This is a genomic window from Klebsiella sp. KTE92 (genome assembly GCF_000398905.1).
GTDB classification, from domain to species: domain Bacteria; phylum Pseudomonadota; class Gammaproteobacteria; order Enterobacterales; family Enterobacteriaceae; genus Klebsiella; species Klebsiella variicola.
In genome coordinates this window covers 1,696,744-1,710,572 of the sequence record NZ_KB976100.1, presented here as the reverse complement: position 1 = coordinate 1,710,572, position 13,829 = coordinate 1,696,744, and the positions used below count along the sequence as shown (strand labels likewise).

The following is a 13,829-nucleotide window of genomic DNA, read 5'->3' as shown; positions in this document are numbered from 1 at the left end:
AACCGGGGGCGTATTATGTGCGATCCGCAGCTGAAAGGGAATTGACCTGCGACAAAAAATCACCCATCAGCGCAAACGATTACCTCTCCCCGCGCCGTTATGCGCTTTTCGGCTATCTAACGGTGGATAAATCATTTAGGGAAATAATGGTGCTCTGTCACACTCACTGCAAATGTTATCAATTATAGATAAATGCAAACATTTAGTTATAAGGAGAGAGAGATGCGCGTCATTACGCTTGCGGGCAGCCCGCGTTACCCTTCCCGTTCCAGCGCCCTGCTGGAATATGCCAGAGAGACGCTCACCGCCGCCGATATCGAAGTCTGCCACTGGCATCTGCAGAACTTTGCCCCGGAAGACCTCCTGTACGCTCGCTTTGACAACCCGGCGCTACAAACGCTCAATGAGCAACTGGCCGGGGCCGACGGTCTGATTATCGCCACGCCGGTGTATAAAGCCTCGTTTTCCGGCGCCCTGAAAACCCTGCTCGATCTGCTTCCTGAGCGCGCGCTGGAGGGCAAAATCGTGCTACCGCTGGCCACTGGCGGCACCATCGCCCACATGCTGGCGGTGGACTACGCTCTGAAACCCGTCCTGAATGCCCTGAAGGCCCAGGAGATCCTCCATGGCGTCTTCGCCGATGACAGCCAGGTCACGGATTACCAGCATAAGCCGCAGTTCACCCCTAACCTGCAGCGGCGCCTGGATGAGTCCCTGGAGACCTTCTGGCAGGCGCTGCATCGTCCCAGCAGCCGCGCCCCGTCGTTAACGTCTCTGCGTGGGGTGGAACATGTTTAATCCTCTCCGCGCGCTGACCCTCGGCGGACTGCTGTTGTTCTCCGCGCTGGGCCACGCCGCCCCGGCGGCGCCCGATGCCCTGCGCATTGGTTATCAGAAAGGCAGCGTCAGCATGGTGCTGGCGAAGAGCCATCAGCTGCTGGAGCAGCGCTATCCGGGCACCCATATCTCGTGGATTGAATTCCCGGCCGGTCCGCAGATGCTGGAGGCGCTGAACGTCGGCAGCATTGACATCGGCAGTACTGGCGACATTCCGCCTATCTTTGCTCAGGCGGCGGGCGCCGATCTGGTCTATATCGGTTCGGAGCCGCCCAAGCCGAAAGCGGAAGTCATCCTGGTGGCGCAAGGCAGTCCTATTCACAACGTTGCCGAATTAAAAGGGAAAAAGGTCGCTTTCCAGAAAGGTTCCAGCTCCCACAATCTGCTGCTGCGCGCCCTGCAGCTGGCGGGCCTGAAATTTAGCGATATTCAGCCGGTTTACCTTGCCCCCGCCGATGCGCGCGCCGCCTTCCAGCAGGGTAATGTCGACGCCTGGGCCATCTGGGATCCGTACTACTCCGCCGCGCTGCTGCAGGGCGGCGCCCGGGTACTCACTGACGGAACCGATCTGAAACAGACGGGATCGTTCTATCTTGCTTCCCGCCCCTACGCTGAACGCAATGGCGCTTTCATTGAAGGCGTACTCGATACCTTTACTCAGGCCGATGCCCTGACCCATAGCCAGCGCGCGCAAAGCATTACGCTGCTGGCGAAAACGATGGGATTACCGGAAGCGGTGATCGCCAGCTATCTGGACCATCGTCCCCCCACCTCAGTAACCCCGGTGAGTGCCGAAACCGCCGCTCGCCAGCAGCAGACGGCCGACCTGTTCTATGAGAACAAGCTGGTGCCGAAAAAAGTTGATATCCGGGCCCGTATCTGGCAGCCCGCCGCCGCACAAGGAGCGAAATCATGAGTCTGAATATGTTCTGGTTTTTACCGACCCATGGTGATGGTCGTTATCTGGGCACCGAAGAGGGCGCCCGTCCGGTCGATTACGGCTATCTGCAGCAAATCGCGCAGACGGCGGATCGGCTGGGGTTCACCGGCGTGCTGATCCCGACCGGACGCTCATGTGAAGATGCCTGGCTGGTTGCGGCCTCGATGATCCCGGTGACGCAGCGGCTGAAATTTCTTGTCGCCCTCAGGCCTAGCGTGGTGTCGCCGACGGTAGCCGCCCGCCAGGCGGCGACCCTGGACCGACTGTCAAACGGCCGGGCGCTGTTCAATCTGGTCACCGGCAGCGATCCCGCCGAGCTGGCCGGCGACGGCGTCTTCCTCGACCACACCGAGCGCTATGAGGCCTCAGCTGAATTTACCCACATCTGGCGCAAGCTGATGGAGGGAGAAACCGTCACCTTTAACGGCAAGCATCAGCGCGTTCGCGACGCTAAGCTGCTGTTCCCGCCGCTCCAGCAGCCCCGTCCACCGCTCTATTTCGGCGGATCGTCTGACGTCGCGCAGGATCTGGCCGCCGAGCAGGTCGATCTCTATCTCACCTGGGGTGAACCGCCGAAGCAGGTGGCAGAGAAGATTGCTCAGGTCCGGGAGAAAGCGGCCCGGCATGGGCGCCGGGTGCGTTTTGGCATCCGTCTGCACGTGATCGTGCGGGAAACCAACGAGGAAGCCTGGCAGGCGGCGGACAGCCTTATCTCCCACCTTGATGATGAAACGATCGCCCGCGCCCAGGCGGCCTTCGCCAGAACCGACTCCGTCGGTCAAAAGCGAATGGCGGCGCTGCACAACGGTCGACGCGATCAGCTCGAGATCAGCCCCAACCTGTGGGCCGGCGTCGGCTTAGCGCGCGGCGGCGCCGGTACTGCGCTGGTGGGCGATGCCGCCACCGTTGCCGAACGAATCAATGAATACGCTGCGCTGGGTATTGATAGCTTTATCTTCTCCGGCTATCCGCATCTGGAAGAGGCGTATCGGGTCGGCGAGCTGTTGTTCCCCCTGCTCGACGTCGCCGTGCCGTCTATCCCGCAGCCGCAAAACCTGCGCCTGCAGGGGGAAGCGGTCGCCAACGAGTTTATCCCGCGTAAAGTGGCGCAAAGCTGAGGAGACACTGATGGCAAAATCAACCCATCCCCTGTTGTTACGCCTCGCCCCCTGGCTGCTGCCGGTGGGGACGGTCATTATCTGGCAGCTGGCCTCGTCCGTCGGCTGGCTGTCGACGCGGGTGCTTCCCTCGCCGGAGGGGGTATTGAAAGCGTTCTGGACGCTCTCGGCCAGCGGTGAGCTGTGGCAGCATCTGGCCATCAGCTCGTGGCGGGCGCTGGTCGGCTTCGCCATCGGCGGCTCCATCGGGCTGGTGCTCGGCCTGATCAGCGGCCTGTCACGCTGGGGCGAGCGTCTGCTGGACACCTCGATCCAGATGCTGCGCAATGTCCCGCATCTGGCGCTGATCCCGCTGGTAATTCTGTGGTTCGGCATCGACGAGACCGCCAAGATCTTCCTTGTGTCGCTGGGCACCCTGTTCCCGATCTATATCAACACATGGCATGGGATCCGTAATATCGACCGTGGGCTGGTAGAGATGGCGCGCAGCTATGGTTTATCCGGCTTCGCGCTGTTCCGTCACGTGATTTTACCCGGCGCCCTGCCCTCAATTATGGTCGGCGTGCGTTTCGCTCTTGGCCTGATGTGGCTGACGCTTATTGTCGCTGAAACCATCTCGGCGAATGCCGGTATCGGTTATCTGGCGATGAATGCGCGTGAATTTCTACAAACCGACGTGGTGGTGGTCGCCATCATTCTTTACGCCATCCTTGGCAAACTGGCCGATGTCTGCGCCCAGCTGCTGGAACGGCTCTGGCTGCGCTGGAACCCGGCGTATCATCTTCAGGAGGCTAACGCATGAACACTGCCCGTCTGACCCCAGGTATCCCGCTGCTGCTGAACGGGGTGACGAAACGCTATGGCGATAACACTATTCTTAACGAGCTGGATCTGCATATTCCCAGCGGCCAGTTTGTGGCGGTGGTGGGCCGCAGCGGCGGCGGCAAGAGTACCCTGCTGCGCCTGCTGGCGGGTCTGGAAAAACCGAACGCTGGAGAGCTGCTGGCGGGCGCGACACCCCTGGCGGCGATCCAGGACGACACCCGGATGATGTTTCAGGATGCGCGCCTGCTGCCGTGGAAAACGGTGATTGATAACGTCGGGCTGGGGTTAAAAGGCGCCTGGCGCGACGCCGCCCTACAGGCATTGGCCAGCGTCGGACTCGAGAGCCGTGCGCAGGAGTGGCCGGCGGCGCTGTCAGGTGGGCAAAAGCAGCGCGTTGCGCTGGCCCGCGCGCTGATCCATCGCCCGCGCCTGCTGCTGCTGGACGAGCCGCTGGGAGCGCTGGACGCCCTCACCCGTCTGGAGATGCAGGAGCTGATCGTCTCCCTGTGGCAGGAGCATGGTTTTACGGTCCTGCTGGTGACGCACGACGTCAGTGAAGCGGTGGCCATGGCCGACCGGGTGCTGTTAATTGAAGAGAAGAAAATTGGCCTCGATTTGAACGTGGATATTCCGCGACCGCGGCGCACCGGGTCGGCGAAGCTGGCCGAGCTGGAGGCAGAGGTGCTGGATCGGGTGATGAAACGCGGCAAGAGCGAGAGCGCACCGCGTTTGTTTAGTCATGGCTAACTAACGTCCCCGGCCCGCGCTTCGCTCGGCCGGGCTACCAAATCGCACAGCGCTGTAGCCCCGGTAAGCGAGAGCGCAACCGGGGATTTTGCCACCGTTACGCCAGCGCCTTACTGATTTTCTCGAACAGATCGCCGGAGAGATTCTCCAGCCCCTTTAACTGCTCCAGCGCAGCGCGCATCAGCGCCTGTCGCTTCTCATCATAACGCTTCAGACGAATCAACGGCTCAATAAGACGCGACGCCACCTGCGGGTTGCGCTGGTTAAGTTCGGTCAGCATCTCCACCAGGAACTGGTAGCCGCTGCCGTCTTCAGCATGGAACGCCGCCGGGTTGCTGCTGGCGAAAGCGCCGATTAACGACCGCACACGGTTCGGGTTGCTCATGCTGAATGAACGGTGATTCAGCAGACCACGCACTGTTTCCACCACATTGGCCGCCGGGCTGGTGGACTGCAGGATAAACCACTTATCCATCACCAGACCGTCCTGATGCCATTTATCGTCATACTCCTGCATCAGCGCATCGCGGCTCGGCAGCTCGGCGGCAACCGCTGCCGACAGCGCAGCCAGCGCGTCGGTCATGTTATCCGCCTGGTGATACTGCGCCGACACCAGTTTATCGCCCAGCGTTGGCTCCGCAAACGCCAGATAGCGCAGGCAGGTATTGCGCAGGGCACGCTTACCAATATCGGCGTGCTCCACCCGGTAGCTGTCGAGTTTATTGGCGTGATAAACCGCGAGGAATTCGTCCGCCAGTTCGTTCGCCAGAGTGCGGGTGAGCGCTTCGCGCACGGTGGCGATGGCGATCGGATCGATAATGGCGAACATCTCGGCGATTTCGTTGGCCGACGGCAGGGTTAAGATCTCGGCGGCCAGCGCCGGGTCAATCTTCTCGTCCAGCAGGATGGCGCGGAAGGCGTCCGCCACGTGTACCGGCAGCGACAGCGGCTGTCCCTGCTGATGACGGTTGACGTTCAGCTTGATGTAGGTCGCCAGCAGGCTCTGCGCCGCATCCCAGCGCGAGAAATCATTCCGCGCATGGCGCATCAGGAAGGTGAGCTGCTGATCGCTCCACTTATATTCCAGTTTCACTGGTGCTGAAAATTCGCACAGCAGCGCCGGCACCGGCTGGAAATAGACGTTATCGAAGACGAAAGTCTGCTCGGCCTGAGTTACATTGAGCACGGGGTGCAGCGGATGGCCGCCCTTCTGCAGGGGGATCACCTTGCCTTCGTTATCGTACAGCTCAATGGCAAACGGGATATGCAACGGCTGTTTCTCGGCCTGCTCGGCGGTCGGCGGCGTACGCTGGCTGATGGTCAGCGTGTACTGCTCGGTTTCCGGATTGTAGTCGTCATGCACGGTGACGATTGGCGTACCGGACTGGCTGTACCAGCGGCGGAAGTGTGACAGATCGACGTTAGAGGCATCCTCCATCGCCTGGACGAAATCATCGCAGGTCGCGGCGCTGCCGTCATGGCGTTCAAAGTACAGCTGCATCCCTTTCTGGAAGTTTTCTTCACCCAGCAGGGTGTGCAGCATGCGGATCACTTCGGCACCCTTTTCATAAACCGTCAGGGTGTAGAAGTTGTTCATTTCGATAACCATATCCGGGCGGATCGGGTGCGCCATCGGGCTGGCGTCTTCGGCAAACTGCAGCCCGCGCATGGTGCGCACATTGTTGATGCGGTTAACCGCCCGTGAGCCGAGGTCGGAGCTGAACTCCTGATCGCGGAACACGGTCAGCCCTTCTTTCAGGCTGAGCTGGAACCAGTCGCGGCAGGTGACGCGGTTGCCGGTCCAGTTATGGAAATACTCATGACCAATCACCCGCTCGATATCAAGATAGTCTTTATCGGTGGCGGTATCGGTACGGGCCAGGACATATTTGGAGTTAAAGACGTTGAGTCCTTTGTTCTCCATCGCGCCCATATTAAAGAAGTCGACGGCGACAATCATATAGATGTCGAGGTCGTACTCGAGCCCAAAGCGCTCCTCATCCCATTTCATGGAATTTTTCAGCGAGGTCATTGCCCACGGCGCGCGGTCGAGATTGCCGCGATCGACGTACAGCTCCAGCGCCACTTCACGACCGGAGCGAGTGGTAAAGGTGTCACGCAGGACGTCAAAATCACCGGCCACCAGCGCAAACAGGTAGCACGGTTTCGGGAACGGATCCTGCCACTGTACCCAGTGACGGCCATTCTCCAGCTCTCCCTGCGCCATGCGGTTGCCGTTGGAGAGCAGGAACGGGTATTTCGCTTTGTCGGCGATGATTTTGGTGGTAAACCGCGCCAGCACGTCCGGGCGGTCCAGGTACCAGGTAATATGGCGGAAACCTTCCGCTTCGCACTGAGTACACAGCGCTTCGCCTGACTGATACAGGCCTTCCAGCGCGGTGTTCGCCGCCGGGCTGATCTCATTGACGATGGTCAGGGTGAAATGCTCCGGCAGACCGCCGATCACCAGCTGATTGTTTTCTTCTTTATAGTCACTCCACGGCTGGCCGTTCACTTGCAGCGCGATCAGGGTCAGATCTTCGCCGTCGAGGCGCAATGGCACATCAGACGCAGCCGCGTGGCGGGAGACCTTGCTCTCGGCCGTAACGACGGTTTTTGCGGCATCCAGGTCAAAGGTCAAATCGATATCGCTAATCAGATACTCCGGCGCACGATAGTCGTGGCGGTATTTGGCTTGGGGCTGTTGTGTCATAAAAAACCTTTCGCATCTTGGGTAAAGTGTCGTCCCAGTCTATTCCCGTTGTGTCAATCGCGCTATGCAGAATCTTCATCTTTTCAATGTGAAACACGAAAACCGCTACATTTTGTTAACACGCGCGGCACGAAATGCCCTCGACCCGACGCAAAGCTTGTGGTGTGATCCATGTTCAATATATTAAACTAGGCCTCGCAAATGACCGTCAGCGTCGCCATCGCTCGCCATCGCGGGACAGAGCCGGGTAATAAAGGTATACTCCGCCTCCTTTTTCGCGTTGGTTTGGATGGAACGCTCCAGTGAGAGGATGCTACTGCGCACCATGACACAATTCACTTCTCCTGTACTGCACTCGCTGCTTGATACGGATGCCTACAAGCTGCACATGCAGCAGGCTGTCTTCCACCGCTACGGCGATGTGCATGTGGCGGCGGAGTTTCGCTGCCGCGGAGACGACCTTCTCGGCATTTATGCCGACGCGATCCGCGAGCAGGTGGAGTCCATGCGCGACCTGAGACTGCGGGATGATGAATATCACTGGTTGTCCACCCTTCCCTTTTTCCGCCAGGATTATCTCGACTGGCTGCGCGATTTTCGCTATGACCCGCGCCAGGTCACGGTCAGCAATGACAACGGCAAGCTGAACATTCGCCTTACCGGCCCGTGGCGTGAAGCCATCATGTGGGAAGTCCCGCTGCTGGCGGTGATAAGCGAGCTGGTCCATCGCTATCGTTCACCAGAAATGGGCGTCGATCAGGCGCTGAACACGCTGGAACATAAGCTAGGCGACTTCGCCAGCATGACCGCTGGCCTCGATATGCGCGCCTTCCGCCTGATGGACTTCGGCACCCGCCGTCGTTTTTCACGCGAAGTGCAAGAGGCCATTGTGCAACGTCTGCAGCAGGAGCCGTGGTTTGTCGGCACCAGCAATTACGATCTGGCTCGTCGTTTACATTTAACCCCGATGGGCACCCAGGCGCACGAATGGTTCCAGGCCCACCAGCAGATCAGCCCGAACCTCGCCAGCAGCCAGCGGGCGGCCCTTGCCGCCTGGCTGGAAGAGTATCCCGACCAGCTGGGCATCGCGCTGACCGACTGCATCACCATGGATGCGTTCCTGCGCGATTTTGGTCCGGAATTCGCTACCCGCTATCAGGGTTTGCGCCATGACTCCGGCGACCCGGTGGAATGGGGTGAAAAAGCCATCGCCCATTATCAGAAGCTGGGCATCGATCCGCTGAGCAAAGTGCTGGTCTTCTCCGATAATCTCGATCTCGCCAAAGCGGTCGATTTGTATCGCCACTTCGCCTCGCGGGTGAAATTGAGCTTTGGTATCGGCACCCGTTTAACCTGCGATCTGCCGCAGGTTAAACCGCTCAATATCGTGATTAAGCTGGTGGAATGTAACGGCAAACCGGTGGCGAAACTCTCCGACAGCCCGGGGAAAACCATCTGCCACGATAAGGCCTTCGTCCGCGCCCTGCGCGAGGCGTTCGACCTGCCGCCGATTAAAAAGGCGAGCTAAAAAACATGGCCCGACGGCATTCTGCTATCGGGCCAATCAATATCACTCCTGCGGCAGACGGGTTCTGACGACCTCGGCAAAATACTCCGCGCCAGTTAGCAATATCTCATCATTAAAGTCGTAGCAGGCATTATGCAACGGTGTATTGCCCTGAGCATCTGAACTATCGCCGTTGCCTAAAAAGATGAAACAGCCGGGGATTTTTTGCAGAAAAGCGCCAAAATCCTCCGAAATCATCATCTGTGCGACGTTGCCGTCCACCTTCTCAGCCCCTACCACGTTAATCGCAGCGGTGACCGCCACATCAACGCATTGCGGCCAGTTCACCGTTGGCGCAAATTCATGGGTATAGCTGAACTGGCACGTCGCACCGTGCATCGCGCAAATCGCTTCGCTAATGGTACGCATTCGTTCTTCGAGCAGCATCTGCACCTCCGGTGCAAAGCTGCGCGTATCCCCTTTGATTTCGACGTGCGTCGGAATCGCATTGCGGATGCCATCGGTGTGCAGTTCAGTACAGGAAATCACCGCTGGCACGTTCGGATCAACATTTCGCGAAACAATTGTCTGCAAAGCCAGGGTGATTTCCGCCGCAATGACCAGCGGATCTTTCGCCATATGCGGCCGCGCCGCATGCGCTCCCTGCCCTTTAATACGAATAATAAAGTTATCTTCACTGGCCATAATGCCACCGACTCGCGTGGCGATAGTCCCGGCTTTCATACCCGGCATATTATGCAGACCGTAGATTTCCTCTATGCCAAAGCGTTCAATAACGCCATCGTCCATCATCGCTCTGGCGCCATAGCCAGGTTCCTCAGCAGGCTGAAAAACAAAGCAGACCGTGCCGTTAAAATTCTGCCGCTGCAATAGCAACTGCGCCGCGCCCAGCGCAATGCAGGTATGACCATCATGTCCGCAGCCGTGCATCCGCTCGGCGGTCATGGAGCGGTAAGACCAGTCTCCCTGTTCGGTCAATTGAATGGCATCGATATCGGCACGAATAGCAATAACGCCCTTCCCGTCGCCGCATTTCAATCTCCCCACCACCCCGGTTTTGCCAATATCGCGGTGCACCTCAATGCCCATAGCCTCGAGCTTTTCGGCAATAAACCGTGAAGTATTCTGCTCCTCGAAGGCGCTTTCCGGATGGGCATGCAAATAGTGACGCCAGGCGATAAGCTGCTGCTTTAGCTGTTGCTGATTCATTCTCTGCTCCTGTAAACATTAGTCCATACGCTGGGCGCGCTGTAAAACCACCTGCAGCAGCACATTGGCGCCAGCAATCAGATCTTTGGCTGCGCTATGTTCTTTGACGTTATGGCTAATGCCATCGACGCAGGGGACAAAAATCATCCCGGCGGGACATACCGACGCCATAAATTGTGCATCGTGTCCGGCGCCGCTTGGCAAACGTCGGTAACTGAGCGCCTGACGCTCCGCCTCGGCTTCCACCGCATTGACGATCTCATCGGCAAAAATGACCGGATTAAAGCGCACCAGTGAGCGGCTGGTTATCTCCACGCCCTCTTCCTGCGACGTTTTCGCGACAAATTCGGCCAATTGCTGCTCCGCCAGACATAAGATCGCATTATCGGTATTGCGGAGATCCACTGACATGACGACATGGTTGGGAATGACGTTGATTAGATTAGGCTTCACGCTGAAATGTCCAACGGTAGCTACCTGATTACCACCAAAGCTTAGCGCCAGCTCACGGGCAAAAACAGCGATTTTCGCAGCCGCCAGCCCGGCATCACGTCTCATGGACATTGGGGTAGTACCCGCATGATTCGATACGCCTCTCAGGGTAAATTCCTGCCACGAAATACCCTGCACGCCGGTAACCACGCCAATATCAATCTGCTCTTTATCAAGAATTGGTCCCTGTTCGATATGCAGCTCAACGTAGCTATCTACCGCCATATCTCCCGGCTGACGTTCGCCTTTATAACCAATGTTACGCAGCGCTTCATCGAGCGTGATACCGTCGAGATCTTTTGCCGCGAGCGCCTGCGCCAACGGATACTCGCCGGCAAACACCACGCTGCCCATCATATCGGGCTGAAATCGCACCCCCTCCTCGTTAGTAAAGAAGGTTACCGCCAACGGTCGTCGTGTGCGGATCCCGGCATCCTTGAGGGTGGCAATCACCTCAAGGCCGGCCATAACGCCGTAGTTGCCATCGTATAACCCACCTGTGGCGACGGTATCGATATGTGCCCCCATCATCACCATCGGCAAAGTCTCCTCGCCGTGATAAACGCCGGTGACATTGCCGATAGCATCAATTGACACGCTCAGGCCCAGCGCCTTCATGCGGGCTACAACAAAGTCCCTGCCGGCTTTATCTTCGGCAGTCGCTGCCAGGCGGCATACGCCGCCGCCTGGCAGCGCACCATGTTCGCCAAGTGCATACAGGGAATCGATAAGCCGTTGGCCGTTAATCTGCAGATAATGACTCATAAAACATCTCGCTAATAATGGTGGTTATTGGAACATGCCGTAAAAAATGGCAGATACGGTGATAAGCCCAATCAGGGTGACGAAAACGTTGCTCGCTTTACCGCGCCAAGGGGCAAGCACCGGTAATTTATGAATGGCGTACATAGGCAACAGCAGCAGAATTGCCGCCCCGGTGGGACCGCTGATGCATTCGATAATACCGAGGATACTGGGGTTCTTGTACGCGGAGAACCAGCAGGTAAGCACCATAAACACCAGGATGACCGCGTCGACGAGGCGAATACCAGGTTTTTTACCGCGTGCCGCGGCGGCCTCCAGAATCAGGTCGCGCAGCGATTCATAGGCGCCGATGTAGTGGCCAAGAAATGATTTAGTAATAGCGACAAAGGCGATAATCGGCGATAGCCAGGCAATAATCGGTGTATCGTACTGATTGGCCAGATAGGACAAAATCGACAGATTCTGGGCTTTGGCTTCCGCCAGTTGCTGCGGCGACAGGCTTAACACGCAGCTGAGAACAAAAAACAGCACCACCACCGTCATGAGCAGGATACCGTAGCGCTGGATCTGCGCACATTTACCCTCAGCGAGCGCCAGACCGTAACGCTGCTTCTGGCGCACCACCATCGGCGAAATGATGGGATAGTGGTTAAACGACATCACCAGTACCGGGAAGGTCATCCAGAGGGATAACATGATCCCCTGCCCATCGCCCGTGGCGCTGAAGTTTACGGTTTGCAAAATTGCGCCGTTCCAGTGCGGAATCAGAAAAAGTGCCATAAAAATAAGCGAGATGATGAAGGGATAAACCAGGGTGCTCATCACCCGCATTATCACACGCTGTCCGAAACGGACGATAAACATCAGCCCGAGGATCAGAACGATGGCCACCAGCGACCGGGGAGGCTCGGCCATTGCCAACTGGTGGGTGATAAAGCTCTGCGCGGTGTTGGTGATAGCCACCGCATACATAATCAGGATGGTATAGACGGCGAAGAAATAGATGACGGTAAATACTTTTCCCGCCAGCGCGCCAAAATGCTCGCCAATAACATCGGTAATACTGCTTTCCGGCGTATTGGAAGAGTAAATGAATCTCGCCAGACCGCGGTGAGCCAGATAAGTAATAGGAAAAGCGAGGACAAAAACAATCAGCAGCGGCCAGAAGCCGCCAATTCCGGCATTAATCGGCAGAAACAGCACCCCAGCGCCAATGGCGGTACCGAACAGGCCAAGGACCCAAACGGTATCTTCGCTATGCCACTTTGCGGGATCGGAATATCCTTTATTGATAATTATATTTTCAGTATTCATCGGTCAGGTTCTCTCTATGCATGACGCGAAAGCGCGTATGTTTTCGTTATGAGTCAGAACGCTTGTCATACCGAGGGCTTGTAGGGTAGGTAAGATGGCCCCCTTGTTATTGTCGATAGCGCTCAACCATTACGGCCAAACCAGACGATGTCTTCATAGACATCGGGTGATGTATCTCCTTCCGTGCTGATTAACAGAACCTGTGCATCGGCATTCAGGCGCAGCGATTCGGCAAGCTCGCGATACGCCGGTTGAGTCATCAGCGCATAAAGCACTCCTGTGCCAATAGCGCCGGATTCCCCGGAGACAAAAGGTTCGTCAGTACCTGGTCGCGGAGCGGCCAACAGGCGCATGCCATTGGCGGCCAGACAATCGTCGGCGGAAATAAAACAGGTGGCATGGTCGCGGAGCATTGGCCAGCTGGTGATGTTAGGTTCACCACAGGCAAGCCCGGCCATCAGAGTTGACATATCCCCGCCGACGCTGTGCGGCAGTCCGTCATTAATGGTTGCCGAGCGATACAGGCAGTTCGCCTTGTGCGGCTCAACGATGATGATGGTGGGAGCCTGCTGCTGCATCTTTTCGATGAAATATCCCATGATGCTACCGGCAAACGACCCGACCCCGGCTTGTAAAAACAGATGCGTCGGCATCGGCGCTCCGCTTTCTGCCAGTTGCTGCCAGATTTCAACAGCGAGGGTCGTATAGCCTTGCATGATCCATGTGGGGATCTGCTTGTAGCCCTGCCAGGCGGTATCCTGGAGTAGAACCCATCCCTGCTCGCGCGCGGTTTTGGCCGCCAGCCGAACTGTGTCGTCGTAGTTCAGTTCAGTAATCGTGCATTCGGCGCCATGCCGGCGAATATTCTGCGCGCGTACCGGCGACGAGCCCTTTGGCATATACACCACCGCACGCAGCCCAAGCTGCTCAGCCGCCCACGCCACGCCACGTCCGTGGTTACCGTCGGTAGCAGTCACAAATACGATGTCCTTGATACGCGCCTTAATCACTGGTGAATTAAGCTCGGCAAAGCTCAACGTATTAATATCTCGCTCAAGCAGAGCGGCGAGATATTTCCCCATCGCATAGGACCCGCCTAGTCCTTTAAACGCATTCAAACCGAATCGCTGCGCTTCATCTTTTATATGGATCGATCCCAGCCCTAGCCGCTGGCTTAAAAATTCCAGCTTACGCAGCGGCGTGACCCGGTAATCAGGAAATTTTTGATGGAATGCCAGCACTTCGTTCCCCACGCTTTCATTCAGCAGACTCAAGTCTGCTCCATGGCCATAGGGCTGCCGCCGGGCGTTAAGTTGATATTTAATTGTGTCCACTATTCAG

11 protein-coding genes are annotated in these 13,829 nt (G+C 57.5%); 6 read left to right on the top strand and 5 right to left on the bottom strand.

The window, feature by feature from the left end; genetic code table 11:
* Positions 1–222 precede the first annotated feature (222 nt).
* Genes ssuE through ssuB form a run of 5 tightly spaced genes read left to right on the top strand, consistent with a single transcriptional unit; the run spans position 223 to position 4,467 of the window.
* Complete coding sequence (gene ssuE, locus A1WC_RS17200; RefSeq protein WP_008805880.1) at positions 223–798, top strand: NADPH-dependent FMN reductase; 576 nt, start codon at positions 223–225, stop codon at positions 796–798.
* Positions 791–1,753, top strand: a complete 963-nt coding sequence (locus A1WC_RS17205) for a sulfonate ABC transporter substrate-binding protein (protein WP_012542306.1) — start codon at positions 791–793, stop codon at positions 1,751–1,753. Before ssuE ends, A1WC_RS17205 begins: the two co-directional genes overlap by 8 nt.
* Positions 1,750–2,895: an FMNH2-dependent alkanesulfonate monooxygenase gene (gene ssuD / locus A1WC_RS17210; RefSeq protein ID WP_008805878.1), complete on the top strand. Its 1,146-nt coding sequence runs from the start codon at positions 1,750–1,752 to the stop codon at positions 2,893–2,895. The genes A1WC_RS17205 and ssuD overlap by 4 nt, the downstream gene beginning before the upstream one ends.
* 10 nt (positions 2,896–2,905) lie before the next feature.
* Positions 2,906–3,697, top strand: coding sequence for an aliphatic sulfonate ABC transporter permease SsuC (ssuC, locus tag A1WC_RS17215; protein ID WP_016160580.1), 792 nt, complete (start codon positions 2,906–2,908; stop codon positions 3,695–3,697).
* Positions 3,694–4,467: an aliphatic sulfonates ABC transporter ATP-binding protein gene (gene ssuB / locus A1WC_RS17220; protein WP_016160579.1), complete on the top strand. Its 774-nt coding sequence runs from the start codon at positions 3,694–3,696 to the stop codon at positions 4,465–4,467. The genes ssuC and ssuB overlap by 4 nt, the downstream gene beginning before the upstream one ends.
* Positions 4,468–4,564: 97 nt before the next feature.
* On the opposite strand, the gene pepN is transcribed toward ssuB, so the two are convergent.
* Positions 4,565–7,180, bottom strand: a complete 2,616-nt coding sequence (pepN, locus tag A1WC_RS17225; protein WP_008805875.1) for an aminopeptidase N — start codon at positions 7,178–7,180, stop codon at positions 4,565–4,567.
* 325 nt (positions 7,181–7,505) lie between these two features.
* Between pepN and pncB the strand changes: the two genes are divergently transcribed.
* On the top strand, positions 7,506–8,708 hold the full coding sequence (pncB, locus tag A1WC_RS17230) for a nicotinate phosphoribosyltransferase (protein ID WP_032691145.1): 1,203 nt from the start codon (positions 7,506–7,508) through the stop codon (positions 8,706–8,708).
* Positions 8,709–8,750: 42 nt separating this feature from the next.
* On the opposite strand, the gene A1WC_RS17235 is transcribed toward pncB, so the two are convergent.
* The 4 genes from A1WC_RS17235 to dpaL form a co-directional block, all read right to left on the bottom strand.
* Complete coding sequence (locus A1WC_RS17235) at positions 8,751–9,917, bottom strand: M20 aminoacylase family protein (protein ID WP_016160577.1); 1,167 nt, start codon at positions 9,915–9,917, stop codon at positions 8,751–8,753.
* A gap of 18 nt (positions 9,918–9,935) precedes the next feature.
* On the bottom strand, positions 9,936–11,174 hold the full coding sequence (locus A1WC_RS17240) for a Zn-dependent hydrolase (RefSeq protein WP_016160576.1): 1,239 nt from the start codon (positions 11,172–11,174) through the stop codon (positions 9,936–9,938).
* A gap of 24 nt (positions 11,175–11,198) precedes the next feature.
* Positions 11,199–12,488 carry an aromatic amino acid transport family protein gene (locus tag A1WC_RS17245; protein ID WP_016160575.1) on the bottom strand — a complete coding sequence of 430 codons (1,290 nt, stop codon included), beginning with the start codon at positions 12,486–12,488 and terminating at the stop codon, positions 11,199–11,201.
* 122 nt (positions 12,489–12,610) lie between these two features.
* Positions 12,611–13,822 (bottom strand): diaminopropionate ammonia-lyase, encoded by a 1,212-nt coding sequence (gene dpaL, locus A1WC_RS17250; protein ID WP_016160574.1) that lies wholly within the window; start codon positions 13,820–13,822, stop codon positions 12,611–12,613.
* Positions 13,823–13,829: the final 7 nt, after the last annotated feature.

Bases quoted from the DNA above. Each gene is read 5' to 3' on its own strand.
- ssuE (WP_008805880.1), top strand. From the start codon at position 223: ATGCGCGTCATTACGCTTGCGGGCAGCCCGCGTTACCCTTCCCGTTCC.
- A1WC_RS17205 (WP_012542306.1), top strand. From the start codon at position 791: ATGTTTAATCCTCTCCGCGCGCTGACCCTCGGCGGACTGCTGTTGTTC.
- ssuD (WP_008805878.1), top strand. From the start codon at position 1,750: ATGAGTCTGAATATGTTCTGGTTTTTACCGACCCATGGTGATGGTCGT.
- ssuC (WP_016160580.1), top strand. From the start codon at position 2,906: ATGGCAAAATCAACCCATCCCCTGTTGTTACGCCTCGCCCCCTGGCTG.
- ssuB (WP_016160579.1), top strand. From the start codon at position 3,694: ATGAACACTGCCCGTCTGACCCCAGGTATCCCGCTGCTGCTGAACGGG.
- pepN (WP_008805875.1), bottom strand. From the start codon at position 7,180: ATGACACAACAGCCCCAAGCCAAATACCGCCACGACTATCGTGCGCCG.
- pncB (WP_032691145.1), top strand. From the start codon at position 7,506: ATGACACAATTCACTTCTCCTGTACTGCACTCGCTGCTTGATACGGAT.
- A1WC_RS17235 (WP_016160577.1), bottom strand. From the start codon at position 9,917: ATGAATCAGCAACAGCTAAAGCAGCAGCTTATCGCCTGGCGTCACTAT.
- A1WC_RS17240 (WP_016160576.1), bottom strand. From the start codon at position 11,174: ATGAGTCATTATCTGCAGATTAACGGCCAACGGCTTATCGATTCCCTG.
- A1WC_RS17245 (WP_016160575.1), bottom strand. From the start codon at position 12,488: ATGAATACTGAAAATATAATTATCAATAAAGGATATTCCGATCCCGCA.